This window comes from Myxococcus virescens (assembly GCF_900101905.1).
Classification (GTDB): Bacteria; Myxococcota; Myxococcia; order Myxococcales; family Myxococcaceae; genus Myxococcus; species Myxococcus virescens.
This window is the reverse complement of sequence record NZ_FNAJ01000001.1, coordinates 1,451,658-1,476,054: the sequence shown is the minus strand read 5'-3', so window position 1 is coordinate 1,476,054 and position 24,397 is coordinate 1,451,658. Positions and strand designations below refer to the sequence as shown.

Here is a 24,397-nt window from a genome sequence, read left to right as displayed (position 1 = left end):
TCCCTCGGTGAGTGGTAGGCCCGCGGGCCGTGGCCGGCGTAGCTAACGCGTCCCGAAGCAGGGTGCAGGTCAAAATGCCCCGTTCATCGGTGAGAGTGTCGCCGTGCGGTATCGAGCATTTCCCACCGCTGGGGATGCTCCGCGAGCAGTGCAATCCAGGGACTCACTTCGTCTCGAGCCGCGGCGTGCGTGTCACGGAGCCGCTCGAGGACGGGGACGGCGCGGCTCAGGCCCAGCCGGGAGATGGATTCCAGCAGTGCCTCGCGCACGCTCGCCTCGGATTCGACGCTGTAGCGGGCGGCGAGTGCGTCGAGGCTCGCGGAGAGCTCTGCCACGGGTGAGGTCGCCAGGGCGCGTGCAGCCGCGGCGCGCACGACGGGGGACTGTGCTGACTGGAGCAATGTACGGACCTGCGCCAAGGACGGTCCTCTCACCGCTTCGATGGAAGACGCGCCCAGGAGTCCCGCTGCCGTGGCCGGGTCTTCCGCGACGGTGGCCAGCGACACCGCTCGCTCCGCCACCACGCGGTAGCGGCCGGCGTTGCGAGCGGCTTCCTCCCGGAAGTTCTCCACCGCGGCCGCGCGGACCTCGGGCGCTGCGTCCGTCACCCAGTCGCGGTAGACGTCTCGGCCCTTGAGGACCTGGATGCCCAACAGTTGGGTGGAGGGCTCCCCCGTCTGTTGCAGTGAACGAATCAACACGGCACGCAGGCGCGCGTCGGGTGTCTCACTTACGCGGTCCACCAGCCGCTCGAGGATGCGGGCCTGTCCCTCCAGCGCGTAGCGCAGCACCCAGGTGTCGGAGAGCAAGGCCAGCACGTCAGCGTCCTGCTCGTCGCTGAGGTGCTGCCAATGCACGTCCTCGGGCAGTGACTCCACGAGCCCGCGGAGTTGTTCTCGGACGTAACGCCGATACGCCGGCGAGGCGTGGCCCTGGCGATACTCCGCGAGGAGCGCGGTGAACTCACACGGCACTTCCTTCAGCGGCTGCGCATGGGCGGGCAGGGGCGGGAGCGTCGAATGTCCGTCGTCAGTGGTCTGCGGCGTCGAGGCGTCGAGGACAGGGGCGGTGTTCCTTTCTGGAGCACGCCAGAGGCGTGTGCCCACCACGGCTGCGCCCAACGCCCCGGCGAGGAGGACCCAGCCGAGCCTTTCACGCGGATTCCTCATGGCGTCAGGGCCTCCGCGTCCTCAGGGCAGCGGTGATACACGCGCTTGTTCAGCCACAGCCTGTCGAAGTCCACGTGTCCCGCGTCGTAGAGCGCCTGGAAGTCGGCGACGTCTCGAACGAATCGGCGGTCCTGCTTCGCGTAGTCCCGCACTTGGGGAAGGGCCTCGGCGCCACCGGCCCGGAGCGTGTAGCGCAGGAGCGCCCAGCGCACGCACAGGCGCTGCTCTCCCGGAAACGCGGCGCTGAAGTGATTCAGCACCGCGCGCGTGTCGCGGCCATCGGACAACGCGAGGGCCGCCAGCTCCCGGACGTTGGCGTCTGCGTCATTCTCGAGCACCCAGGCCAGTTGCTCCACGGCCCGCGCATCCAGTCGCATGGACAAGGAGGCAGCCAGCTCCACCGCCAGGGCGCGGACGTGACGGTCCTCGGACTCCCGCGCCAGTGTCAGGAGTCGCGTGAGATAGGGCTCCTCCGAGCCCCCGGCCTGGAAGTCGTTCTTCATCACCCTGCCCAGGGTTCTCACCGCGAGCAGGCACACGCCCTGAGGGGCCGTGCTTCTCCTGGCCAACGCCATCAACCGGTCCTGCGCAGGGGCGTCGAAGCGCGCCTGGGTCTCCAGTGCCTGCAGCGCCTGTGCGCGGTGGTCGATGGATGCGTGCTGCTCCGCCATCGTGAGGAGCCGCTCGGCCACCCGTGCATCCCTCACCGCGGAGGCTTCACGCAGGCCCGACAGCAGCACGGATGCTTCGGGCGTCGGTGCGGTGTCAGCCCAGTCGAGCACCTGAAGCGCGGCCTGGGCGTCTTCACCCAGGACTTCCGGAATCCGTTCGGTGAGGAAGGTGAGGGCAGCAGGGGCGTTCTGCGCCAGGGCCTGCTGGATGGCGGCTCGCACCGTCGGCAGCCCGTGACGTTGTTCGAAGTCCAAATAGCCCGCGTGGCAGGTGAGGCGTGGAAGACGTTGGAGGGGCGGCTTGGCGGCCATGGCGGGAGGGACGCCACACATGAGGACCGGCCAGAGCGCGCGGGCCCAGCCTCGGGCTCGTGTGCGAAGGGCCTGACTGTAGGGAGGGGAGGCGGGCATGGCGCGTGTCGAGCCCCGGACGATGCGTCGCTGAAACCATCCAATTTAGTCAGATTTACAAGAAAGGCGGTTTCTTCCGCACTGCCTGAGACTGTCCATAATGTGTCGACGACGGCACGAAGAAGCGGGGGGCATGGGAGCGGGCGTGTGGGGACGCAGACTGCCTCGTGCCGCATGTTATGGAACGAGCCATGAACCACGCTCACAGTCAGGCTCTCTTCGCTCGCGCGCAGGCTCGCATCCCCGGCGGAGTGAATTCCCCGGTGCGCGCCTTCCGAGGCGTTGGCGGCGACCCTGTCTTCTTCCGTGAAGGCGCAGGTGCCTGGCTCACGGATGTGGACGGCAACCGCTACGTCGACCTCGTGGGGAGCTGGGGACCGCTCATCCTGGGCCACGCGTATCCGCCCATCTTGGACGCCATCATCGACGCCGCGCGCCGGGGTTCGTCCTATGGCGCGCCGCATGCGGATGAGGTGGAGTTCGCGGAGCTCATCTGCGCCACGATGCCCGCGGTGGAGATGGTGCGCCTGGTCTCCAGTGGCACCGAGGCCACGGTGGCGGCCATCCGCGTCGCGCGGGGCTTCACCGGCCGCGAGCACATCCTCAAGTTCGAAGGCTGCTTCCACGGCGCGGGAGACCCGTTCCTGGTGAAGGCGGGCAGTGGCGTGGAGACGCTGGGCCTGCCGGACTCTCCGGGCGTGCCGTCGGCGCTGGCGAAGCTCACGCTCACCGCGCCCTTCAACGACCTGGCCGCCGTGGAGCGCATCTTCGCGGAGAATGGCCAGGACATCGCCTGCGCCATCATCGAGCCGGTGGTGGGCAACATGGGCGTGCTGGTGCCGAAGCCGGGCTACCTCGAAGGGCTGCAGGCGCTCTGCCAGAAGCACGGCGTGCTGCTGGTGCTGGACGAGGTCATGACGGGCTTCCGGCTGTCGCGAGGCGGCGCGCAGGAGCTGTACGGCCTCAAGCCGGACCTCACCACCATGGCCAAGGTGATTGGCGGGGGCATGCCGATGGGCGCGTATGGTGGCCGCCGCGACATCATGGAGAAGGTGGCTCCCGCGGGCCCGGTGTACCAGTCCGGCACGCTGTCGGGGAACCCGGTGGCGGTGGCGGCGGGCCTGGCGTGCCTCAAGGCCCTGGCGGCCCCCGGCACCTACGCGCGGCTGGAGGAGGTCAGCCGCATGTTGGAGGTCGGCCTGCTCGCCGAAGCGAAGGCCGCGGACGTGCCCGTCACTGTCAACCGTGTGGGCAGCATGCTCACGGTGTTCTTCACCGGTGAGCCCGTCTACGACTACGCCAGCGCGAAGAAGGCGGACACGGCGCGCTTCGGGAAGTTCTTCCACGCCATGCTGAACGAAGGCGTCTACCTGCCGCCCAGCCAGTTCGAGGCGGCGTTCGTGTCGCTGGCCATTGGCGAGCCGGAAGTCGCGCACGTCCTCGCGGCGGCGAGAAAGGCCTTCCGTTCGCTTGGCAAGACCGGTTGAGCCCGCGCCCCTCGAGGGGCCCGTTCGCTTCGGTCCCTATACCCTCGTGCGCCGCATCGGCGCCGGGGGGATGGGAGAGGTGTTCCTCGCGCGTGAGGAGGCGCCTCGTCGTGCCTGTGTGGTGAAGAAGGTCCTCCCGCAGCTCATGGCAAGCCCGCAGTTCGCCGGACGCTTCCGGGATGAAGCCCGCGTCGTGGTGCGGCTGCACCATCCGAACATCGCGCGCGTGTACGCAATGGGCGAGGTGGAAGGGCAGCTCTACCTGTCCATGGAGTACGTGCAGGGCAAGACGCTCAGCCGGCTGACGTACCGGTTGCGGCAGCTCGGGCGGACGCTGCCGCTGGGCATCATGCTCCACCTGGGGCAGCGGCTCTGTGAGGGCCTGGCGTACGCGCACGACGCGACGGACGAGTTCGGCAATCCGCTGCACCTGGTCCACCGGGACTTGTCTCCCGCGAACGTGTGCATCAGCTACGCGGGCGAGGTGAAAATCATCGACTTCGGCGCGGCGCAGTCCACGCTGAAGGAGCAGCAGACGGCGCCCCGGGTGGTGATTGGCAACCTGACGTACATGGCACCGGAGCAGGCACGGAAGCGCTTCGTGGACCGGCGCGCGGACGTGTACGCGGTGGGCGCGCTGCTGTGGGAGTTGTTCGCGTGGAAGCCCCTGGCGCAGCGGGGCGACCCGGTGGAGCGGTGGCGGCGCGCGGCATACCCCCAGTGGGAGCCAGCCGGGAGCGTCCGGCAGGGCGTGCCTACCAGCGTGGATGCGTTCCTGATGCGCGCGCTGGCCTCCGAGCCCGACAATCGCTTCCCGGACGCGGCCGCCATGGGCGCGGAGCTGGCGCGGATGAAGGCGAAGCTGGCGCCCAAAGTGGGGGATGCGGATGTCGCGCGCCTCATCGCGGCCGCGTTCCCCCGCGAGAAGAAGGCGGAGGAGCTCGTGCTCCGCGAATTGCTGCGGGAGCCGCGTTCCCGCGCGCTCACCGAGCCCGCGTTGGCCACCGTGCTCGCTCCGCCCACCGCGCTCGCGTTCGAGCACGAAGGCATCGACGCGCCCGAGGACTACGTCCCGGCCGAGCGTGGCGACGCTGAGACGTCGAAGGCGCCGCCGTCCGCCCACCCGCCTGATGCGAATGTCCCAGCCGCGCCGGATGCCTCTGGGCGAGGCACGCCAGCGAAGGCAGCGCATGACGCGGATGAACTTGAAGTCACGGTGCGAGGGATTCCTGGAAGGGCGCCGGAGGTGCCTCGCGCTGCCAATGCGCCTCGCGTCACCGCGCTGTACGGGACGGAGGACGAGGCGACCGTGGTGGAGGGCGGAGCCTCGCGAGCGCGACGGGGCCTTCCCGGCGGCGAACGGGCACACCTCCATCCATCGCGAGGCCCGGTCGCGAGCGCGCCACTCGGTGCGGACGAGGAGCCGACGGTCGTTCAGCCCGAGCGTGCCCGGATGGCGGCGGACGCTGGCGTGGCGTCGAAGTCCGAGGTGGGCCCTGGGGCCGCGAACTCCGGAGCCAGCCTGGGCGGAGACGCGGCGGCCACCGAAGCCGTCGATGCGGCGAAGCTGATGGTCGCGCTCGAACGAGCGGAGGCCAGCCGAAGCCAGGGCGCCCGTGCCGCCGCGTCCGAGGATGTCACCGTGACGGAGGTGAATCCCGCCAGGGCGCTCCAGCCCTTGCCGCCCCAGGCCGCGCAGTTGCGCCGAGCCACCCGCGAGACACAGGTGGGCTTCGGCGTGGACATCTCCCAAGCGGTGGATGCCGCGGCGGTGGAGGCCCGTCGTCAGGAGTTGGTGCGCGCCATCACGGGGGATGAAGCGCTGCCCGTGCCAGAGCCCGAGGAGGACTTCGGCACAGGGCTTCGCGGTGGTCGTCCCTGGCTCGTCGCGGGGCTCTGCGCGGGCGCGTGTGCCCTGGGGCTCGCGCTGGCCTGGGCGCTGGCCTGAAGCCCGCAGCGGGCGTCAGCTTCCCCAGGGCAGCCGGTAGCTGAAGCCCAGGCTGAGGGTGGCGGTATCAATCCAGTTGCTGGTGAAGCCGTCGCCAAACTCGTCTTCGTTGTCGTCTGACGTGCCTCGCGCGCCGCCGCCCAGGTAGCGCAGGTTGAGGAACACATCCACCTTGTCGGTGAGGCGCACGCCACCGCGCAGGGACGCGTCCAGCAGCGCGCCCGTGGTGTTGGAGTCACTGTCACCGTTGATGATGGCCGTGGGCGCGTAGCTGCCGTCCGCCTCGAAGCCCAGCCACCAGCCACCACCCAGTCCCCACCGTCCGCGCACCTTCAGCAGCGGCACCGGCCCCACGTCCCGCGCGGTCCGCCGCAGCGTCCCGTCCGCGGAGGTGAAGACATAGTTCGCGTTGCGCAGTTGGAGCGACACGCCCACGGACAGCTCGCGGTCCGGATCGGACAGCAGGTCATACAGATAGCTGGCCCGGTAGAAGGGGAAGCTGTAGCTCACGTCCAGCGGCGTGCCCGCGGGGAAGTCCAGCGCGTCGATGCGCACGTCCCGCTTGAGCACCACCTGCGTGTCAATGGCCAGCGGCTGGTAGAGGAACACCACCGAGTGCCGGCCCTTCAACGTCAGCTCCGCCGACAGCCGCATGAAGTTGTAGAGGTTGTCCTGTCCGCCGTCGTCCGTGTAGCGGAACAGGGTACCGTCACTGCCCTGGCGGATGCTGTGCGCCAGCACGTCCAGGAAGCCCAGCTCTCCCACGAACTTCAGCTGCACCCGAGGCGCGTCCGGAGCTGTGGGCGCCTGGGCCTGGACGGTGAAGGCGCTCAGACAAAGAAGGACTCCCAGGACGGCGGCATGGCGGTGCATTTCTGCTCCTCGCGAAGGGATTTGCGCCCCGGACGCGTGAGCTTCAAGTGCGTTACCAGCCTTCGCTTATCGCCGCGGCGGAGGTGTCCAGCGGGAGATAGAGCCGGAAGGTGGTGCCCTGGCCCGGCAGGGATTCCAGCGCGACCCGGCCCTGGTGCGACTCGATGATGCGCTTCACCACCGCCAGCCCCAAGCCGGTGCCCTTGGCCTTGGTGGTGAAGAAGGGCTCGAAGATGCGCGCCCGCACGTCGGGGGAGATGCCCGGCCCGCTGTCCACGAACTGAACTTCGACCTCGGGAGTCCCCGTCGCGCGCCGGACACTCGCGCGCAGCATGCCGCCCTGAGGCATGGCCTGCACGGCGTTGATGGCGAGGTTGAGGAAGGCCTGACGCATCATCCGCTCGTCCACCGTCACCGAGGGGACATCGTCCGCCAGGTCCAGCTCCACGCGCACCTGGCCCGGCGCCTCCGCCAGCGCGCCTCGCACCGCGTCCTCCACCAGGGGGGACAGCGGCACGGCATAGGGATGCGGCGCGGGTGGCCGCGCGAAGGTGAGCAGGTCCGCGACGATGCGGTTGAGCCGGTCCGACTCCTCCCCGACGATGTCCAGCAGCGGCACCGCCGCGCTGTCCGGCCCGACGATGCGGCGGATGGACGCCACCGAGTTGAAGATGGCACCCAGTGGATTGCGCACTTCATGGGCGACCACGGCGGACAGCTCGCCCAGCGCGGCCAGCCGTTCGCGGCGCACCAACTGGGCCTGCGTCCGGGCCAGCTCCACGTAGCTGGCTTGAAGATCCTCCACCAGCCGCGCGCCCTCGCGGGCCAGCGCCAGTTGGTTGGCGATGGCGCTGGCTCGCTCCACCTCCGCGAGCGTGAAGCGCCGTGGCCGCCGCGTCTCCACCGCCATCATCACGCCCATGGGGCGCTCGTGGACCACCAGGGGGAGCACCAGGAATGCTCGGGCACCGGGCAGGCGCCGCACCTCCTCGTTGACGCGCAGGTCTGAGCGGGCGTCCTCCACCAGCACCACCTCGCGCGTGTGGAACGCCACCGACGCGAGTGACGCATCGGCCGGGAGGAGTGGCAGGGCGGGCCCTTGAAGCTCCGGTGAGCCTCCCGTCATCGCGCGAAGCTGGAGCCGTTCTCCCGAGGCATCCGGCAGGAACACGTAGGCATCCGACGTGTCCACGATGCGCGCCAGGCTGGTGGCGCCAATGTGCAGGAGCTTGTCCAGTTCCAGGGTGGCCGCCAGCGCCTTGGCCACCTCGTGCAGCAGCGCCAGGTCCTCGGCGCGGCCACGAAGCTCATGCAGCAGCCGGTGGGATTCGATGGCCGCCGCGAAGTGGCTGCCCATGGCCTGCAACGTCTCTCGTTCGAGCGGCGTCAGGGGCCGTCGTTCCCGGAAGAGGGCGGACAGGGTGCCCACGCCCCGCGAGCGCACCCGCAGGGGGACGACCACCACGGTGCGGAAGCCCTGCCGGCGCAGTTCCTCGCTCAGGTCGTCCGGACAGGACTCCACCTCGCGCTCCAGCGGGATGCCTTCTCGTTGCGCCTGGAGGCACAGGTTTCCATCCCGCCAGCGCCGCGTGAAGTCCTTCGCGCCTTCGGTGTCCAGGCCGCTTGAGTACGCGAGCTCCACTTCGCCATCGTCCGCTGGCAGGAGCACCGCCACCGCGTCGCAACCCAGGAGCCCGGCGATTTCGTCGGTCCCCGGAGCGAACAGGGCCTGGGGGTGCGGCGCGGAGGCCGTCACCGAGGCCAGGCGGTTGAGCGCCGCCAGCGCCGTGTTCTGCGCGGACAGGCGGGAGATGGTGAGCGCCGCGTCCAGCGCCGCGGACACCTGCGCGCCGAAGAGGCGCACGGGTGGAAGCTCCTCCTCGCGCAGCCAGTCCGCCACCAGCGCGAGCATGGCCCGGGGCTGGCCCTCCACGTCGATGCGCACCGCGATGGCGCGCGTCTGCCCGGCGCGCTGGATGCCCTGGCGAACCAGCACACCCCGGGCGCCTCGGAGGAAGCACTCAGCCTCCTGGGGCAACTCGTCTGTGTAGGCCGCGCCGTCGCGCCAGGCGCGCTTCAGCAGGGGAGGCCACTGGCCCACCACATCCCGTACCCAGCGGCCACTCAGTGCCGCGGCTTCCGTGGGCACCATGCCGGGCGGCACGAATGTCTGCCCCAGCCGGACGCCCAGCCGGTCTGGCGAAAGCCACGCGCAGCCAAGCCCCAGCTCCTCCACGCTGGAGAACATCCTGCGCAGCACCTCGCCCTCGGTGCGCAGGGAGGGCAGGCTCGCGCCCAGCTCGGCCAGCCGCTGGAGCACGCTGCGGCGCCGGGCCCTCGCCGACACGTCGCGTACCAGCACGACCCACTCCGTGCCGCTGGGGATGACGGTCAGCTCCACCCGCCGCTCCCCTTCGGTGGTGCGCAGCATCGTCTCGTACGTGGTGGGGACGGGCTCGCCGCGCTTGCGACGGGCATGGCGGGACGCCAGCTCCGCCGCGCTCGCCGCCGAGACGAGGAGCGTGGCGGGCTCACCCAGCACGCCCTCGCGCGGGTAGCCCGACATCGTCACCAGCGCTTCGTTCACATAGACGAAGCGGCCGTCACGGACGACGCAGACACCCACGGACATCGCATCGAAGGGGCCGTAGGCTGCCCCGATTTCGGCGGCGGTTTTCACGGCAGGCCTGACTCTTCCACCGCTGCCAGTCCGTGCGAAATTGCTGACCCGCCGCTTCGCCCACCAGCCTACATCCCGGTGTCAGCCCTGCGGCTTGTACTTAGAACGGGCCCGGCCGCGCAGGGCAGCCGAGCCCGTGTCCTCAGGGGGGCTGTCGCCCGAGCAGCATCAGGCGGGAGTGGCCCCGGGGGACTCCGCGCCGCGGTGGTGGACCTTGGTGTACAGGCCGATGAGCTCCGCCTGTCCCACGATGTGGCCTTCCATGGCCTCCCGGAGCTGTGTGCGCGTGGCGCGGCCCAGGTCCGGCAGCACCGTGTCCAGGGCGAACAGGCGGAAGTAGTACCGGTGCATGCCCACGGGCGGCATGGGGCCCCCGTAGTTCTGGCGGCGGAAGTCGTTCTGACCCTGGCGGGCGCCCTCTGGGAGGACGTCCGGCGTGGCGCCTTCCGGCAGGCCCTGGGCCGAAGGTGGGATGTTGTAGACAACCCAGTGGGAGAAGGTCATCTGGGGATTGCGCGGGTCTGGCGCGTCCGGATCCTCCACGATGAGGGCCAGGCTCTTCGTCCCGGCGGGCATGTCCGTCCATTGCAGCGGCGGTGAGATGTCCTCGCCCTCGCCGGTGTAGGCAATGGGGATGAGGTCGCCGTCCTTGAAGCGGGGGGACGTGAGCACGAGCGGCTTCGGCATGGAGTCCTCCAGAGGTGTCGCGGTGGGTTGACGCGTATCGGGTGCAAGCTGGCGACGCCGGCGCCCGGGCGCCGAGGAGCGGGCCGGCTGGCGCCCGGAGGCCGGCCTCCCGGGCGCTGGGGCAGGCGCCCCCATCCCCATGCGTCTGCTCAAGCCGCCGGACCCCAGCGCCTCACCCAGAGGCGAGCCCGGGCCCTGGCGAGCCCACGGGAGGGGCCCCTCGATTCCATGCGGGGCAGATCGGCGGTAGCTGAGCTTGCCGAAGCGGCAATCGCCACTGGGGGCCAGGGGGCCGCTGCCCATGGTACCGGTTGCGTGTGCCGCGTGTTCGGTGTTAAGCGGCGCCCCGCGTAGAGGGGTTGGGTTGGCGGGGTTGGAAAAGCGAGGTTTTCCCGGGGTTTGGGGAGGCGTCCGAATGGAAGTGAAGGAGCCCCGGAAACCGGGCGGTTCGGACAGCAGCGAGTTGGGGGAGACGGCCCGGCAGATGCGGGCGGCGCAACCCTACATCTCGGCGGTGTGGAAGCTGGTGGGTGGAGCGGTGGTGGGCGTGCTGGGCGGCTACTGGCTGGATGGGTGGTTGGGGACGGGCCCCTGGTTGATGGTGGTGCTGAGCCTGGTGGGTATCTGCGTGGGCTTCTATGGGTTCCTCCATGAGATGGCCCGGCTGGGGAAGCGGAAGTGACGGCGCGGGGCGGCGGTAGCGGGACGGACTCGTTCAAGAGTCATGCGGCGCTGGCGGGTGGCGTGGCGGTGGTGGGCCTGGCGCTGGCGGCGTTGATGCCGCAGGTGGTGGAGGACCGGGTTTCGGCGGTGTGGGGCGTGGGGCTGGCGGCGGTGACGGGCGCGGTGGCGCTGGTGCTGAAACGGCGGGCAGTGCGGCAGGACCTCAATGCCGCGCTGAAGGTGGTCGGAATCATCTTTGGCCTTCGGGCCGTGGGCGTGCTGGCGGGGCTGTTGGGCGTGGTGTCGCGGGGAATGGCGGCGGTGCCGTTCATCGCCGGCTTCTTCGGCGTCTACTTCGCGCTGCAGTGGATTGAAGTGAGCTACGTGATGGCCGCGTCGAAGGAATCGGCGGGCGGAGACGAGTGATGCGCAAGGCAATGGTGCTGTTCGCCAGTCTGTTTGCTGCCACGGCGTGGGCCGCGGGGTCTGAAGACGACGTGCCGGGGTACATCCTCCACCACGTCGTGGACTCGCCCTATCTGGAGATCGAGGTCCCGCTCAGCAGCCCCATCCACGCGTTTGACTTCCCGCAGTGGCACGTCCCGCTGAAGGCCAATGGGTGCGCGCCCCGGATGACGGAGCACGGTGAGGAGATTCCGGGCCTCATGGACGGCTGCCTGGACATGTCCATCACGAAGCACACCCTGATGATGTGGCTGGCCGCGCTGCTGCTGATGGCCACCCTGTTCATCTGGGGCAACCGCGACAAGACGAAGCTGGTGCCGCGCGGCGCGGGCGCCAACATCCTCGAGATGCTGGTGCTGTTCGTTCGTGACGAGCTGGCCATCAAGAACATCGGCAAGGAGGAGGGCCCCCGCTACGTGCCCTTCCTGCTCACCGTGTTCTTCTTCATCCTCTTCATGAACCTGCTGGGCATGGTTCCCTGGATGGCGACCGCCACCGGCAACCTGGCCGTCACCCTGGCGCTGGCGCTGTGCACCTTCGTCATCACCCAGGTGGCGGGTATCCGCGCGGCGGGTCTGGGCGGCTACCTGAAGCACCTGACGGGCGGCGTGGCCCCCTGGTTGTGGCCCATCATGGTTCCGGTGGAGGTGCTGGGTCTGTTCACCAAGCCCTTCGCCCTCACGATGCGTCTGTTCGCCAACATGCTGGCGGGCCACATCGTCTACTTCTTCCTCCTGGGCCTCATCTTCCTCCTCGGCCACCCCGCGGTGGCGGCGGTGAGCGTGCCCTTCGCCTTCGCCATCTTCCTGCTCGAGCTGTTCGTGGCCTTCGTGCAGGCGTACGTCTTCGCGATGCTGTCGGCGCTGTTCATCGGCATGAGCGTGGCCATGGGTCACCACCATGACGACCACGGCCACGACCACCCGGAAGCGGGCCCCAGCCACGACCATGGCAAGGCGCACCACGTCTAGGCCGTTCTGACGAGTTAGCGGGGCGCTGAAGTCCAGCGCCCCGGTCGAAGACCCGGCGGTTCGAAAGGCCGCCGGAGGTAGTCCTCAAGGGACATCACGACCCCCCCACAAGCGGGTCCACGCTACGAAAGAACAAGTGTCACCATGACCAACCTCGCTCTTGCCTTCCTCGCCGCCGGTCTGGGTGCCGGTCTCTCCATCATCGGTGCCGCGCTCGGCATTGGTAAGCTGGCCGCCGCCGCCATGGACGCCACGGGCCGTCAGCCGGCCGCGGGCGGCGACATCCGCACCACGATGATCATCGCGGCGGCCCTCATCGAAGGCGCCACGCTGTTCGCGCTGGTCGTTTGCATCCTGCTCGCCACCAAGGCTTAAGGCGAGCGCAGGTCGAGTCATCGCTGGACGGTCGCCGGTGCCCGTAGGGAATTCCACCGCGGGCGCCGGCCGCTCCTGCCGCGGAAACCGAAGTCTTCGCAGCATCCCTCCCTCACGCTGGACATCCCGCCATGTTCCTGCCCTCCGTCCTCGCCGCCAGTAACCTCGTGAAGGTCCAGCCGGGCCTCATCTTCTGGACCCTGGTCACCTTCGTCATCGCCGCCGTCGTCCTGAAGTGGAAGGCGTGGGGCCCCATCCTTTCGCTGGTCGAGGAGCGCGAGAAGCAGATCGCCAGCTCCATCGAGAGCGCCAAGCGTGAGCGCGCCGAGGCGGAGAAGCTGCTGGCCGACCAGAAGACGGCCATCGCCGAGGCCCGTCGCGAGGCCGCGGAGATGATGCGCCGCAACACGCAGGAGATGGAGAAGTTCCGCGAGGAGCTCATGGCCAAGAGCCGCAAGGAGGCCGAGGAGCTCAAGCTGAGCGCGCGTCGCGAGATTGACGAGCAGAAGGCGAAGGCCATCGCCGAGGTCCGCGCCATGGCGGTCGACCTGGCCATGGAAGTCGCCGGCAAGCTCATCAGCGAGCGCATGGACGACAGCAAGCAGCGCGCGCTGGCCGAGCAGTTCGTCCAGGGCCTGCCGCTGAACAGCACCAGCGCCACTGGCGCCGTGCGCCGCACTGCCTAATCCCCTTCTTGGGGAAGCGCGCCCCCCGGCGCGCGTGTTCCAGGGAATCACCATGGGTCTATCCATCGGAATCGTCGGGCTGCCCAACGTCGGCAAGTCCACCCTGTTCAACGCGCTGTCGGCCGCGGGCGCGCAGGCGGCCAACTATCCCTTCTGCACCATCGAGCCCAACGTGGGCGTGGTGCCCGTGCCGGATGACCGCCTGGACCAGCTGTCCGCGCTCATCAAGCCGCTGAAGAAGGTGCCCACCTCGCTGGAGTTCGTGGACATCGCCGGCCTGGTGCGCGGCGCGTCCAAGGGCGAAGGCCTGGGCAACCAGTTCCTGGGCAACATCCGCCAGGTCAACGCCGTGCTCCACGTGCTGCGCTGCTTCGAGGACGACAACGTCACCCACGTCGAGGGCGGGGTGAATCCGGTGCGGGACCGGGACGTGGTCGATACGGAGCTGTGCCTCAAGGACCTGGAGACGGTGGAGAAGCGCCGCGAGCGCACCTTGAAGAACACGAAGGTGGGCGGCAAGGCCGGCGAAGAGGCCAAGGCCGAGGTGGCGTTGCTGGACCGCATCAAGGCGGGCCTGGACAACGGCATCACCGTGCGCGCCCAGAAGCTCACCGAGGAGGAGAGCGCCGTCATCCATGACCTGTTCCTGCTCACCGACAAGCCCGTGCTGTACGTGGCGAACATTGGCGAGGCGGAGCTGGGCAAGGAGGACGCGAACCCCCACGTGAAGGCCGTTCGGGAGATGGCCGCGAAGGAGGGCTTCGAGGTGGTGGTGCTCGCCGCCGCGCTGGAGTCCGAAATCCAGCAGCTTCCGGAGTCGGAGCGTCCGGGCTTCCTGGAGAGCGCGGGCCTGTCCGAGCCGGGCCTGCACAAGGTGGTGCGCGCCGGCTACAAGCTGCTGGGCCTGTGGACGTACTTCACCGTGGGCGAGCAGGAGTGCCGCGCGTGGACCATCCACCAGGGCTACAAGGCCCCGCAGGCGGCCGGCGTCATCCACTCCGACTTCGAGCGCGGCTTCATCAAGGCCGAGGTGATGCGCTGGGAGGATCTGGTGAAGCTGGGCAGCGAGTCCGCCGTGAAGGAGAAGGGCCTGCTGCGCGTGGAAGGCAAGGAGTACGTCGTCCAGGACGGCGACTGCATGCACTTCCGCTTCAACGTGTAGCGGTCAGCACACGGCAGTCATCGCGGGCGCTGTGCTTCCGGACGGTTCAGTCTGGAGGCGGCGCCCGCGAGCCGTTTCAGGGCCTGGCGGCTCAGAAGCCGCGCGGGCCTTGCAGCACGGTGTAGACCCAGATGCCCACGGCGATGAGCGCCAGCACGGTGGTGAGGGTCGCCGTGCGCCGCATGCGTGGGCGTTCCTCCACCGGGTGGCGCGAGGCGAAGAGCCACATGCCGCCCACCCGCAGGACGAGGAACATGAGGAGCAGGAGCGGGCCGACCACCTGCCAGCCCGAGGGGCGCATCAGCACCACACCCCAGGAGGCGAGGAAGGCGACGTTGCCGAGCAGGGAGGCGATGGCGAAACGGGGATATACGCGTCGAGTGTCCACGGCGCGGGAGTTTCCCCTCGCGCGTGCGTGGCTCCAACGACGGACTTCGTTGGGTGCGCGGCAGGCGACAGTGGCCGTTGGCGCAGTCCCGCGTCACGCCGTGCCTGGACGCTTCGCTTCCACGTAGCGGGCCCGAGGGCGCAGCAGGTGGCCTTGCTCGCGTTGCTCCAGGACGTGGGCCACCCAGCCCGCCGCGCGCCCCACGGCGAACAGCGTGGCGCCCGCGCCCGGAGGAAGACTCAGCGCACCGGCGAGCATCACCAGCCCGAAGTCCACGGACGGGGGCGGATGTCCCGCCGCGCGCATGGCTTCCAGCACGGCGCTGGCGATGCGGACACTGGGGACTTCGGGGCTCACGGCACGAGCGGCCTCCACCAGCGGCGGCGTTCGCGGGTCTCCGTCCGGGTAGAGCTGATGGCCGAAGCCGGTGATTGTCTCCCCGCGCCGCAGCCGCTCCCGGATGACCTCCGCGGCACGCTCCGGCCGTCCCACCTCCACGAACAGCGCCTCCACGCGGTCGCAGGCCCCTCCATGCTTGGGGCCGGAGAGCGCGGCCAGCGCGGCGCTCAGGCAGGCGTAGAGGTCCGCGCCCGAGGAGGCCACCACGCGCGTGGCGAACGTGGACACGTTCAGCTCGTGGTCCGCGCACAGCACCAGCGCGCGGTTGAGCAGCTCCGGTGCGCGCTTCATGCGGGTGTTCCAAGCGCGCGCCAGGGATTGCGCCACCGTGGGCTCGTTCAAGGCTTGCGTCACCCGCCCCGGCGCGTTCGCCACGCAGACCCAGGCGGACAGGTGGCGCAGCAGGCTCCGGGCGCGGGTGCGCTCCTGCTCAGGCGGAGAGGCAAAGCGCGCCGGGTCCCGTGCGCCTAGGAGCGGCACCAACGCAGACAGCGCGGCCACGGGAGGTGTTCCACGGGGCAGCAGCTTCGCCAGCTCGGACGGTGGAAACGCCGGCTCGGGTGAGGGCCACCGTGACGCTTCTTCGGGCAGCGTGCCTGTCCACAACAGCTCGGCCACGTCCTCGAACGCGCGTCCCTCCACCGCGAGCGTCACCGCCGAATGGCCTCGGTACGCGAGCCCCTCCGCGCCCACGCGGGACACCGACGAGTCGATGACGGGCTCGCCCCAGCGCAAGGCGCCCGAGGCGACTGCCGCGTGTCCCGCTCTCGCGTCGTGCCGCGCTTTCAGGCGCTCCAGGTCGGAGCGCACATAGCGGTTCTCCTTGGTGCCTCGCTCCGGCACACAGCGCACGAGGCCTCGGCTCACGTAGGTGTAGAGCGTGGCTCGCTTCACGCCCAGGAGCGCGGCGGCCTGTGCCGCGCTCACGAGCTCCTCCTCAGGTCGATGGTCGAATCGAGATTGAGAGCGTCCGCCCTTGGGCCTACTCATGTCTCACGCACCTCGCGAAGGCCATTGTCGACTCGACTGGATGACGTGTCGATACGTCCCCAGGTCGGCCGGGCTCGCGTGTGCCCGCGAGGAGAGGAGCCTGTCATGCAGGTGGACTTCGGACGCACGTCGTCGGACTACGTGAGGCACCGGGCGGGCTTTCCGGAAGCCTTCTTCGAACGGCTCGACAGGGAGGGCCTCCTTCGTCCGGGCCTCCGCGCCGTCGACCTGGGGACGGGCACGGGCACGGTGGCCCGGGGATTGGCCCAGCGCGGCGCCGTGGTGACGGGGCTGGATGTGTCCGCGGACATGCTGGATGCCGCGCGTGGGCTCGCCTCTGGGATGGGGCTGGGCATCGACTTCCGACAGGCGCCCGCGGAGAACACGGGTCTGCCGTCACAGGCGTTCGACGTGGTGGTCGCGGGGCAGTGCTGGCACTGGTTCGACCGGGCCGCCGCAGCGCGTGAGGCCGCGCGGTTGCTCGTTCCCGGGGGCCGTCTGGTCATCGCCCACTTCGACTGGCTGCCGCTGCCCGGCAACGTGGTGGAGGCCACCGAGCGGCTCATCGAGCGCTTCAACCCAGGGGCTCCCGCGCCCTTCGTGTCCTTGAGCCAGTCTTCCGGTGTCTATCCTCCGTGGTACCGCGACGCCGCCGAGGCGGGCTTCACCCAGCTCACCTCGTTCTCCTTCGACGTGTCCGTGTCGTACAGCCCCCGCGCGTGGCGGGGCCGCATCCGCGCCAGCGCGAAGGTGGGCGCGTCCATGCCTGCGAGCGCGGTGAGCCGCTTCGACGCCGCGCTCGCGGACCTGCTCGCCGAGGGCTTTCCAGCGGACCCGCTCGACATCCCCCACCGCGTCTTCGCGCTGCTCGCGACGCGACCCTGAACAGGAGCGCCTGTCCATGTCCTCGCATCCTCACGTCGTCCACGAGCCTGAGCTTCCCTGGACCGAAGTCACGCAAGGTCCCCGGGTGGCGTACCGCCGCAAGCAACTGGGCGCCGCCGCCAAGGGCCGCAAGCTGGGGTGCAGCTTGATGGAGCTGCCCCCCGGCAAACACGCGTGGCCGCGGCACTACCACCTGGCCAACGAAGAGGCCTATTTCATCCTCGCGGGCACGGGCCGGCTGCGGCTGGGGGACGACACCCTCGCCGTCACGGCGGGCGACTATGTGGCGCTCCCGGTGGGGCCCGGGGGCGCGCACCAGCTCCTCAACGACGGGACTGAGACGCTGCGCTACCTGGCCTTCTCCACCATGGTGGAGCCGGACGTCATGGTGTACCCGGACTCAGGGAAGGTGGTCATCTCCGCGGGCAGTGCTCCCGGGGGCGACAAGGCCGCTCGGAGCCTGTTCACCACGCTGCCCCTCTCCGCGGAGGTGGACTACTGGAGCGGCGAGGAGCGATAGGCTGTGCGCCGAGATGGCCCCATTGCTCGACGTGCTCACCCGAGAGCGGCTCCTCAAGGACCGCGATGCCGCCGCGGCGCTGCTGCCGCGTGGCGAGCCTCCCCATGTGTCCATGCTGCGCCTGTGTGACGCGGGCCTGCTCGAAGGTGGCTTGTCCGTGGGGTACGGCGTGCGCGCCGACGAGCTGGTGGGGCCGCTCACCACCGCCATGGGCGGCGCGGCCCGCCGCTTCAAGGTGGTGGACGTGCGCGAGCGCCCCGTGCTGGAGCTCCACGTCATGGCTGGCGACGTGACGGAGCGCTGGGAGGTGGAGGACCTGTCCGCGCTGGTGCACAACCTCAACAGCCTCTACCGCGATGCGCCGGACGTGCGCGCGGTGGCCGAGCTGGGCGAGTGGGAGGATGCGCTCCAGCTGTGGTGCGTGGACAAGCGCGCCCTGACGAGGCTCGCGCGCCAGTCCTTCTTCGCACCGCGCAACGCCCGGGCGCTGATGAACCCCTCGGGCGAGTGAGCCTTCAGGGGGCCTGCACTCGCGGTAGACCCGGCTTCTGAGGCAGCATGTGGGGGCATGCGCTTCGTCCTGTCCTGCCTGCTCGTGTTGCTCCCTGCGTCCCCCGCGCTGGCGGAGCTGGATTCCTTCGGCCTGGGCTCGGGCCGTGATGGCGCGCTGTCCGTCACGACGGTGGGGCGCGTCCTCAACGCCGCCACGCCGCTGACGGACCTCGTGGTGGTCGGCGCCCACGACGTTCCGGTGCAGCGCGTTTCGGGCTTCACCGCGGGCACGCTGGTGCTCCTCCACCAGAGCGGCGGGTCGGAGGAGGCCGTGGTCTCCAGCGATGGCGGCACCCTGGCGCTTCGGCGGATGGGCCACTGGGAGCTGGCGCGCGTGGAGGCGGTATCGGAATCGCCGCCCGGGCTGCGCTTCTCCGCGCCCCTGGTGCATGCCTATGCCGCGCCGGGCGCGCAGGTGGTCTCCGTGCCTGAGTACACGGACGTCCTCGTGTCCGCGGGTGCCTCGGTCGTGGCCCGTCCATGGGATGGGCGCAGCGGCGGCATCCTGGCCTTCCTCGCCACGGGCAGCGTGACGAACCAGGGCCTCATCAGCGCGGAAGGAATGGGCTTCCGGGGCGGGCACTTCGTCAATCACGCGGACCTCCTTGGCTGCTCCGACCTGGACAGCCCTCCCGAGGCAGGGGGGGCCTACAAAGGTGAGGGCCTGCGGATGGGCCGCTTCGGCACGGCCTCGGGGCGTGGCTCCGTGGCGGGTGAGGGTGGCGGTGGCAACTGCCACAACGCGGGTGGTGGCGGAGGCGGGAATGGAGGCCGGGGCGGTGTCGGCGGCCGCACGTCGGAGGCGGACATGATGCGGGACGTGGGCGGTTTCGGTGGCGCGCCCGCGAAGTACTCGCTCATCGACACGTTTGTCTTCGGGAGTGGCGGTGGCGCGGGGGAGGGCAACGATGACCTGGGCTCGAGTGGCGGCGCGGGCGGCGGAGTCGTGCTCATCCGGGCCAGGGCGTTCTCGGGCGCCGGGCGCTTCTCCGCGGATGGGCTCGCCGCCAGCCACACGCCGGGCGACGATGGCGCGGGCGGTGGTGGCGCGGGGGGTGTCCTCATCCTTCGCGCGCAGGACGCACTGTCCTGCGGGAGCGCCCAAGCCGCGGGCGGCAACGGCGGCAACGTCAGCTACCCGGGCTGGGTGCTCGGTCCGGGTGGTGGCGGCGGCGGCGGCGGCGTGCTGCTGCAAGGGACGACGGCGTCGTGTCCCAGGAGCGTGTCGGGCGGCGCTGCCGGGACCCTCACCCCGTCGGATGGCGGAACGCATGGCGCGGGGACGGGGAGCGAAGGCTTCGCCGAGGAATACCACGTGGCCTACCGCACGCCCGGGACGCCGTCTGTCAGCGCTCCCGTGTCCGGAGCGGTGGGTGTTCCTCACCGTCCTCGCTTCGAAGGCCGGGCGGACCCTGGCGTTCGAGTCCTCGTGTTCGTCGATGGCGTGGAGCGGCTTCAGGTGAGCTCTGGCGCGGATGGTGTGTTCATCGCTGGCATCCCTCCGCAGCAGGCGCCGCTCGATGTCGGCACGCGCACGGTCCACGTGGTGACGGAGGCGATGGGGGCGTACAGCGCGCCCTCCGCGCCTGTGTCGTTCTCTGTCGCGGCCACCCTGGAGGATGGTGGCGTGGTGGTGGAGCCCATCCTGGTGATTCCGCAGGACGGGGAGACGGTGGGAACCACGCCGCTGTTCGCGGGCGTCGCGCCCAACGGGCCGACGGTGGGCATCGAGGTGGACAATGGCGCGGAGGTCATCATCCCCGTGGATGGCGCGGGCCGCTTCCGCTACCAGTGGCCTGCTGAGTCGCCGCTGGCGCCGGGCCCTCATTTCGTCACCGTTCATTCGCACAACGAGGCGGGAATCAGCGGGCCCTACTCGCAGCCCATCCGCTTCGAGTCCCAGGTGGTGAGCGGCGAGGGTGACGGAGGGACGTCCGGGCAGGATGCGGGCACGTCCCAGGGAGATGGCGGCACCCAGGTCCCGGAGGACGGTTGGCCGGTGCTGGTGGTCCCCGCTGATGGCGAGGTGGTGGACTCCACGCCGCTGTTCGCGGGCGCGGCGACGGCTGGCGCCACGGTGGTCATCGAGGTGGACGGCGTTGAAGTCGCCACGGTGACGGCCGATGACACCGGGGCCTTCCGTTACCAGGTGCCCCGCGAGCGCGCGCTGTCTGTGGGCTCGCACGATGTCGCGGCGCAGGAGCACCTCGTCACCTCCAGCCGCGTGCCGGCGCGCTCGCGGACCACGGGCTTCGAGGTGCGGGGGCCCGCGGCGCTCGACGTGGGGTGTGGCTGCGGCGCATCGCCCGTGGGCGTGGTGGGCTCCTGGGTGCTGCTGGCGGGACTGGCCGGCCTGTCGCGGCGGCGGCGCGGATAGCGGTCCGCGAACGGCCGGCCTGCCCGGTGCGCTAGTCGTCGCCGAGCAGGCTGCCCAGGCCGACACCCCCCAACACGCTGCCCTCGTCGCGAGCGCCACCCGGGCGCGAGGCGGAGAGGATGCGGCCCGCGAGCCGGCTGAACGGGAGCGACTGGAGCCACACCTTGCCGGGGCCGCGCAGCGTGGCGAAGAAGAGGCCCTCGCCGCCGAAGAAGGCCGTCTTGATGCCGCTCACCATCTGGATGTCGTAGTCCACGGTGGGCTGGAACGCGACGATGCAGCCGGTGTCCACGCGCAGCAGTTCACCCGGGCCCAGCGTGCGCTCGTGCAGCGTGCCGCCGGCGTGGATGAAGGCGAGCCCGTCACCCTGGAGTCGCTGCATGATGAAGCCCTCGCCGCCGAACAGGCCGGTGCCCAGCTTCTTCTGGAAGGCGATGCCCAGCGACACGCCCTTGGCCGCGGCGAGGAAGCTGTCCTTCTGCGCGATGAGTTCGCCGCCGAGCTCACGCAGGTTCACCGGGATGATTTTTCCCGGGTAGGGCGCGGCGAAGGACACCTTGCGCTTGCCGCCACCACTCTTGTTGAGGAAGACGGTGGTGAAGAGGGACTCACCCGTCAGCAGGCGCTTGCCCGCGCCGAGCAGCGAGCCGAAGAAGCCGCTCGTCTTCTCCGAGCCGTCACCGAAGATGGTCTCCATCTCGATGCCGTCCTCCATGTACATGAGGGTGCCGGCTTCGGCGACCGCGGCTTCTCCGGGGTCCAACTCCACCTCGACGAACTGCAGGTCCTCGCCGTAGATGTGGAAGTCCACTTCGTGCATGCGTGCCATGGATGCGCTCCGTCGTGAGGAAACGGCGCGCACCATAGCCGCCCAGCGGTGGGGCTACCGCGACAGAATCAAAGCCAGGGTGGCCACGAGCCGGGCGTCGTCGCCGCCAATGGCAGGCGGAATCGACAGGGATACCGGGTTCTCCAATCCGGCGAGACACGAACGCCAGCCTTGATAGCGGCCTTCCTCGGAGGCCTTGAGCTGGTAGCTGCACCGGCCCACGTCGCCCTCGAACGTCTGCGGCGTCACCTGGAAGTCGGTGAGCTGCCCTCCGAACGTGCCCTTGGCGCGCAGGGCTCCTTCTTCCTGCGTCATCCGCAGGTCCACGGGACCACTTCCATAGATGCCGCGGATCCGCGTGGCATCCAGCGTGAGGTTGAGCGGCCTGCCGAAGGCGCGGCCTCGAAGGGAGCCGTCGCTGAAGCCGACCTGCAGGTCAGGGCTGGTGAGGTCGCGGTCGGTGACACGCGCGTTGAGCGCGACCCGAGGCGTTCGCAGGTCCAGGTACTGGACGGGCTGGGCCCAGGCGGAGCCTGCCGCTGCAAGCAGTGCGGCTGTGAAGATACGTGAAGTTCTCATGCTTTGAACGTAGTTGGCTCGCCAACCCGTCACCCGTGTCTTAGGTGTGGTGCACGAGTTGAGGCGTTGGCTCGCCTGGCGTACGGGCGGGTTGCCGGGCATTGGCCATCGAGGTCGTTATGTCCCCGCGTTCCGGGCGCGGTCATGGCTGGCGCCGGTGAGAAGGAGGTTGTCGTTCGTGGCGGAGCTGACCCCAGGTGTGGAGCAGGAGGCCCGGCGGCCCAGAGTGTCCCTGTCGCTGGCATTGCGGTGGTTGATGTCGCTGGGTGGCATCCTCACGTTGATGGGCGGGCTGCACGCGTACATCGCGGTGCGCCTGTTCGTGAGCCCGCAGCTGCCCCTGCCGTGGGCATGGCTGGGGCCCGTCCTGGTGGCGCTGCTCTTCCTGTCGCTGCCGGTGGGAATGGTGGTGTCGCGCCGCGAACCGACCCTCTGGGCACAGATGCTCCAGTGGACGTCCTACGTGTGGCTGGGCGCCTTCGGCATCCTGCTGAGCGCGGTGGTGGTGGCGGACCTGGTGGGGTTGGGCCTGTCGTGGTCGGGCGTGGTGGCGGATGCGTTGGCCCTGGCCCGGGGCAAGGCCCTGGTGGCGGTGGGGGTGACGGTACCGGCGGTGGTGTACGCCTTCATCACGGCGCGTGGCCGGGCGACGGTGGAGCGGGTGACGGTGCCGATGGCGGGCCTGGCGCCCGGGCTCAGTGGTCTGAAGGTGGTGCAGATTTCGGACATCCACGTGGGGCCCACGTTGGACGGCCGCTGGCTGCGGCGCGTGGTGGAGCAGGTGAACGCGCTCCAGCCGGACGTGGTGGCGGTGACGGGCGACCTGGTGGACGGCACCGTGGACGCGCTACGGGACGAGGTGAAGCCCCTGGCGGAGCTGCGCGCGTCACTGGGCGTCTTCTACGTCACCGGCAATCACGAGTACTACCACGGGGGACCGGCCTGGGCAGCGGAGGTGGCGCGCCTGGGGCTCACCGTCCTTCAGAACGAGCACCGGGTGGTGGAGCGCGACGGAGCGCGGCTCACCATCGCGGGGGTGACGGACCATGACGCGGGCCACATCATTCCCTCGCATGCCAGCCGTCCGGAGCTGGCACTGCGCGGGGCGCCGCAGGGCGTGCCGCGTCTGTTGTTGGCCCACCAGCCCCGGTCCGCCCTGCGCGTGGCGGAGGATGGGGTGATGGTGGACCTGCAGCTTTCCGGGCACACGCACGGCGGACAGGTGTTTCCCTTCATGTTCCTCGTCAAGTTGCAGCAGCCGGTGGTGCGCGGTCTGGCAACCATTGCCGGGGTGCGCGTCTATACCCACAGGGGGACAGGCTATTGGGGGCCGCCGCTGCGGTTGGGGCCCTCGCCTGAGATTGCGGAACTGACCCTGGTGTCTGCCCCGGGTTGATTGCGCACCATGTGCAACTGTTGAGTATCCGCCTAGAGTCCGGGGCCTTCTTTACTGAAGAGGGTCACTCCCCTGGATCTGGCAACGCTCAACAAGCTGCTCGCAGTCGGTGTGCAGAACGGTGCATCGGACATCCACTTCCGGCCGGGGGACCCGCCCATCTACCGGGTCAATGGCGCGCTCCGGCCCTTGAAGATGGAGAAGCTTCACGCGGACCACACGCGACAGGTGGCAGTCCATGTCGTGTCGGACCCCGAGGTGAAGAAGCAGATTGACACGCTTCAGGAGTGCGACGCGTCCTACAGCCTCCCAGGCGTGGCGCGCTTCCGGGTGAATATCTACCGGCAGCGGGGCTCGCTGGCGTGCATCCTGCGCATCATCCCGGACGAAATCCCAACCATTGACGGACTGGGATTGCCGCAGGTGTTGAAGAAGATTGCCGGCAACGAGCGCGGGCTGGTGCTGGTGACGGGCGCGACGGGCTCTGGGAAGAGCTCCACGCTGGCGGCGATGATTGACCACATCAACCGCACGGAGAACCTGCACGTCCTCACCATCGAGGACCCCATCGAGTTCATCTACAAGAACATCAAGTCCTCCATCTCCCAGCGAGAGATTGGTCCGGATACGCAGAGCTTCGCGATTGCGCTGCGCGCGGCGCTGCGCCAGGACCCGGACGTCATCCTGGTGGGCGAGATGCGCGACACGGAGACCATCGACATCGCGCTCAAGGCGTCGGAGACGGGCCACCTGGTGCTCTCCACGGTGCACACGACGGATGCGTCACGCACCATCAACCGCCTGGTGTCGGTGTTCCCCGCCGAAGAGCAGACGATGGTGCGCATGCGCCTGGCGGACTGCCTCAAGGCCACGGTGTCGCAGCGCCTGCTGCCCCGGGCCAGCGGCAAGGGCCGCACGGTGGCGCTGGAAATCATGGTGCAGACGAAGACGGTGGAGCAGTACATCCGCGACGACCGCGCCAACGAGCTGAAGGACGTCATCGAGAAGGGCCGAGACATGTTCGGCATGCAGTCCTTCGACCAGCACCTGACGCAGCTCTACCGGGAGGGGCTCATCACCCTGGACACGGCGCAGAGCGCGGCCTCCAACCCGGCTGACTTCCAGCGCGCGCTCGAGTTCGAGTGAGCGGCGCGGCTGTTGCCCTCGGAGAGCCCGCGAAGGCCGCGGGCACGCGGTAGTCCCCCGTGGAAACAACAGGGTCACTCCAGACCCG

Annotated in this window: 23 protein-coding genes; 14 read left to right on the top strand and 9 right to left on the bottom strand. The window is 69.8% G+C overall.

What is annotated here, in order from left to right:
• Positions 1–83: 83 nt before the first annotated feature.
• Positions 84–1,169 carry a hypothetical protein gene (locus BLU09_RS06100; protein WP_244171454.1) on the bottom strand — a complete coding sequence of 362 codons (1,086 nt, stop codon included), beginning with the start codon at positions 1,167–1,169 and terminating at the stop codon, positions 84–86.
• Positions 1,166–2,152 carry a hypothetical protein gene (locus BLU09_RS06095; RefSeq protein ID WP_244171453.1) on the bottom strand — a complete coding sequence of 329 codons (987 nt, stop codon included), beginning with the start codon at positions 2,150–2,152 and terminating at the stop codon, positions 1,166–1,168. The genes BLU09_RS06100 and BLU09_RS06095 overlap by 4 nt, the downstream gene beginning before the upstream one ends.
• Positions 2,153–2,442: 290 nt before the next feature.
• Between BLU09_RS06095 and hemL the strand changes: the two genes are divergently transcribed.
• Together hemL and BLU09_RS06085 are read left to right on the top strand one after the other, a co-directional pair.
• A complete protein-coding gene (gene hemL / locus BLU09_RS06090; protein ID WP_090486741.1) occupies positions 2,443–3,738 on the top strand; it encodes a glutamate-1-semialdehyde 2,1-aminomutase in 1,296 nt (431 codons plus the stop codon).
• A complete protein-coding gene (locus BLU09_RS06085) occupies positions 3,722–5,686 on the top strand; it encodes a serine/threonine protein kinase (protein WP_090486738.1) in 1,965 nt (654 codons plus the stop codon). Before hemL ends, BLU09_RS06085 begins: the two co-directional genes overlap by 17 nt.
• A gap of 15 nt (positions 5,687–5,701) precedes the next feature.
• Here BLU09_RS06085 and BLU09_RS06080 read toward each other — a convergent pair whose 3' ends face one another.
• The 3 genes from BLU09_RS06080 to BLU09_RS06070 all read right to left on the bottom strand — a co-directional run bounded on the left by BLU09_RS06080 (position 5,702) and on the right by BLU09_RS06070 (position 9,926).
• A complete protein-coding gene (locus tag BLU09_RS06080) occupies positions 5,702–6,559 on the bottom strand; it encodes a hypothetical protein (protein WP_090486735.1) in 858 nt (285 codons plus the stop codon).
• 52 nt (positions 6,560–6,611) lie between these two features.
• Positions 6,612–9,239 (bottom strand): ATP-binding protein, encoded by a 2,628-nt coding sequence (locus BLU09_RS06075; protein WP_090486732.1) that lies wholly within the window; start codon positions 9,237–9,239, stop codon positions 6,612–6,614.
• A 168-nt stretch (positions 9,240–9,407) separates the two neighbouring features.
• Positions 9,408–9,926 (bottom strand): YbhB/YbcL family Raf kinase inhibitor-like protein, encoded by a 519-nt coding sequence (locus tag BLU09_RS06070; protein WP_090486728.1) that lies wholly within the window; start codon positions 9,924–9,926, stop codon positions 9,408–9,410.
• Positions 9,927–10,341: 415 nt separating this feature from the next.
• On the opposite strand from BLU09_RS06070, the gene BLU09_RS06065 reads away from it, so the two are divergent.
• From BLU09_RS06065 to ychF, 6 genes are all read left to right on the top strand, one after another.
• The gene (locus BLU09_RS06065; RefSeq protein WP_090486725.1) at positions 10,342–10,608 is read left to right on the top strand and encodes an AtpZ/AtpI family protein; all 267 of its coding nucleotides are present in this window, start codon (positions 10,342–10,344) and stop codon (positions 10,606–10,608) included.
• Positions 10,605–11,015: a hypothetical protein gene (locus BLU09_RS06060; RefSeq protein ID WP_011550536.1), complete on the top strand. Its 411-nt coding sequence runs from the start codon at positions 10,605–10,607 to the stop codon at positions 11,013–11,015. Before BLU09_RS06065 ends, BLU09_RS06060 begins: the two co-directional genes overlap by 4 nt.
• A complete protein-coding gene (gene atpB / locus BLU09_RS06055) occupies positions 11,015–12,025 on the top strand; it encodes a F0F1 ATP synthase subunit A (RefSeq protein WP_090486723.1) in 1,011 nt (336 codons plus the stop codon). The genes BLU09_RS06060 and atpB overlap by 1 nt, the downstream gene beginning before the upstream one ends.
• 144 nt (positions 12,026–12,169) lie before the next feature.
• On the top strand, positions 12,170–12,400 hold the full coding sequence (locus BLU09_RS06050; protein WP_002636238.1) for an ATP synthase F0 subunit C: 231 nt from the start codon (positions 12,170–12,172) through the stop codon (positions 12,398–12,400).
• 131 nt (positions 12,401–12,531) lie between these two features.
• On the top strand, positions 12,532–13,086 hold the full coding sequence (gene atpF / locus BLU09_RS06045; protein ID WP_090486720.1) for a F0F1 ATP synthase subunit B: 555 nt from the start codon (positions 12,532–12,534) through the stop codon (positions 13,084–13,086).
• A 52-nt stretch (positions 13,087–13,138) separates the two neighbouring features.
• On the top strand, positions 13,139–14,248 hold the full coding sequence (gene ychF, locus BLU09_RS06040; protein WP_090487067.1) for a redox-regulated ATPase YchF: 1,110 nt from the start codon (positions 13,139–13,141) through the stop codon (positions 14,246–14,248).
• Between the two features lie 91 nt (positions 14,249–14,339).
• Here ychF and BLU09_RS06035 read toward each other — a convergent pair whose 3' ends face one another.
• The gene (locus tag BLU09_RS06035) at positions 14,340–14,636 is read right to left on the bottom strand and encodes a hypothetical protein (protein WP_090486717.1); all 297 of its coding nucleotides are present in this window, start codon (positions 14,634–14,636) and stop codon (positions 14,340–14,342) included.
• A 93-nt stretch (positions 14,637–14,729) separates the two neighbouring features.
• Entirely contained in the window at positions 14,730–16,025 is a 1,296-nt protein-coding gene (locus tag BLU09_RS06030; protein ID WP_090486714.1) for a citrate synthase family protein, read from the bottom strand.
• A gap of 105 nt (positions 16,026–16,130) precedes the next feature.
• On the opposite strand from BLU09_RS06030, the gene BLU09_RS06025 reads away from it, so the two are divergent.
• From BLU09_RS06025 to agmC, 4 genes are read left to right on the top strand one after another with little or no spacing between them, the layout of a single operon-like run.
• On the top strand, positions 16,131–16,910 hold the full coding sequence (locus tag BLU09_RS06025) for a class I SAM-dependent methyltransferase (RefSeq protein ID WP_186817728.1): 780 nt from the start codon (positions 16,131–16,133) through the stop codon (positions 16,908–16,910).
• A 16-nt stretch (positions 16,911–16,926) separates the two neighbouring features.
• Positions 16,927–17,430: a cupin domain-containing protein gene (locus tag BLU09_RS06020; RefSeq protein ID WP_090486709.1), complete on the top strand. Its 504-nt coding sequence runs from the start codon at positions 16,927–16,929 to the stop codon at positions 17,428–17,430.
• A 13-nt stretch (positions 17,431–17,443) separates the two neighbouring features.
• Positions 17,444–17,941 carry a hypothetical protein gene (locus BLU09_RS06015; protein ID WP_090486706.1) on the top strand — a complete coding sequence of 166 codons (498 nt, stop codon included), beginning with the start codon at positions 17,444–17,446 and terminating at the stop codon, positions 17,939–17,941.
• Positions 17,942–17,998: 57 nt separating this feature from the next.
• On the top strand, positions 17,999–20,359 hold the full coding sequence (gene agmC / locus BLU09_RS06010; RefSeq protein ID WP_090486703.1) for an adventurous gliding motility protein AgmC: 2,361 nt from the start codon (positions 17,999–18,001) through the stop codon (positions 20,357–20,359).
• A gap of 31 nt (positions 20,360–20,390) precedes the next feature.
• On the opposite strand, the gene BLU09_RS06005 is transcribed toward agmC, so the two are convergent.
• Both BLU09_RS06005 and BLU09_RS06000 read right to left on the bottom strand, forming a co-directional pair.
• On the bottom strand, positions 20,391–21,188 hold the full coding sequence (locus BLU09_RS06005) for a TIGR00266 family protein (protein ID WP_090486698.1): 798 nt from the start codon (positions 21,186–21,188) through the stop codon (positions 20,391–20,393).
• A 54-nt stretch (positions 21,189–21,242) separates the two neighbouring features.
• Positions 21,243–21,767, bottom strand: a complete 525-nt coding sequence (locus BLU09_RS06000; RefSeq protein WP_090486695.1) for a hypothetical protein — start codon at positions 21,765–21,767, stop codon at positions 21,243–21,245.
• Between the two features lie 178 nt (positions 21,768–21,945).
• On the opposite strand from BLU09_RS06000, the gene BLU09_RS05995 reads away from it, so the two are divergent.
• Together BLU09_RS05995 and BLU09_RS05990 are read left to right on the top strand one after the other, a co-directional pair.
• A complete protein-coding gene (locus BLU09_RS05995) occupies positions 21,946–23,163 on the top strand; it encodes a metallophosphoesterase (protein WP_090487064.1) in 1,218 nt (405 codons plus the stop codon).
• A gap of 72 nt (positions 23,164–23,235) precedes the next feature.
• Entirely contained in the window at positions 23,236–24,309 is a 1,074-nt protein-coding gene (locus BLU09_RS05990) for a type IV pilus twitching motility protein PilT (RefSeq protein WP_186817739.1), read from the top strand.
• Positions 24,310–24,397: the final 88 nt, after the last annotated feature.

Excerpts from the sequence above, each read along its gene's own strand:
- ychF (WP_090487067.1), top strand. The coding sequence starts at position 13,139 with ATGGGTCTATCCATCGGAATCGTCGGGCTGCCCAACGTCGGCAAGTCC.
- BLU09_RS06015 (WP_090486706.1), top strand. The coding sequence starts at position 17,444 with ATGGCCCCATTGCTCGACGTGCTCACCCGAGAGCGGCTCCTCAAGGAC.
- hemL (WP_090486741.1), top strand. The coding sequence starts at position 2,443 with ATGAACCACGCTCACAGTCAGGCTCTCTTCGCTCGCGCGCAGGCTCGC.
- BLU09_RS06030 (WP_090486714.1), bottom strand. The coding sequence starts at position 16,025 with ATGAGTAGGCCCAAGGGCGGACGCTCTCAATCTCGATTCGACCATCGA.
- BLU09_RS06065 (WP_090486725.1), top strand. The coding sequence starts at position 10,342 with ATGGAAGTGAAGGAGCCCCGGAAACCGGGCGGTTCGGACAGCAGCGAG.
- atpF (WP_090486720.1), top strand. The coding sequence starts at position 12,532 with ATGTTCCTGCCCTCCGTCCTCGCCGCCAGTAACCTCGTGAAGGTCCAG.
- atpB (WP_090486723.1), top strand. The coding sequence starts at position 11,015 with ATGCGCAAGGCAATGGTGCTGTTCGCCAGTCTGTTTGCTGCCACGGCG.
- BLU09_RS06080 (WP_090486735.1), bottom strand. The coding sequence starts at position 6,559 with ATGCACCGCCATGCCGCCGTCCTGGGAGTCCTTCTTTGTCTGAGCGCC.
- BLU09_RS06000 (WP_090486695.1), bottom strand. The coding sequence starts at position 21,767 with ATGAGAACTTCACGTATCTTCACAGCCGCACTGCTTGCAGCGGCAGGC.
- BLU09_RS06025 (WP_186817728.1), top strand. The coding sequence starts at position 16,131 with ATGCAGGTGGACTTCGGACGCACGTCGTCGGACTACGTGAGGCACCGG.
- BLU09_RS06050 (WP_002636238.1), top strand. The coding sequence starts at position 12,170 with ATGACCAACCTCGCTCTTGCCTTCCTCGCCGCCGGTCTGGGTGCCGGT.
- BLU09_RS06095 (WP_244171453.1), bottom strand. The coding sequence starts at position 2,152 with ATGGCCGCCAAGCCGCCCCTCCAACGTCTTCCACGCCTCACCTGCCAC.
- BLU09_RS06070 (WP_090486728.1), bottom strand. The coding sequence starts at position 9,926 with ATGCCGAAGCCGCTCGTGCTCACGTCCCCCCGCTTCAAGGACGGCGAC.
- BLU09_RS06100 (WP_244171454.1), bottom strand. The coding sequence starts at position 1,169 with ATGAGGAATCCGCGTGAAAGGCTCGGCTGGGTCCTCCTCGCCGGGGCG.
- agmC (WP_090486703.1), top strand. The coding sequence starts at position 17,999 with ATGCGCTTCGTCCTGTCCTGCCTGCTCGTGTTGCTCCCTGCGTCCCCC.
- BLU09_RS06020 (WP_090486709.1), top strand. The coding sequence starts at position 16,927 with ATGTCCTCGCATCCTCACGTCGTCCACGAGCCTGAGCTTCCCTGGACC.
- BLU09_RS06005 (WP_090486698.1), bottom strand. The coding sequence starts at position 21,188 with ATGGCACGCATGCACGAAGTGGACTTCCACATCTACGGCGAGGACCTG.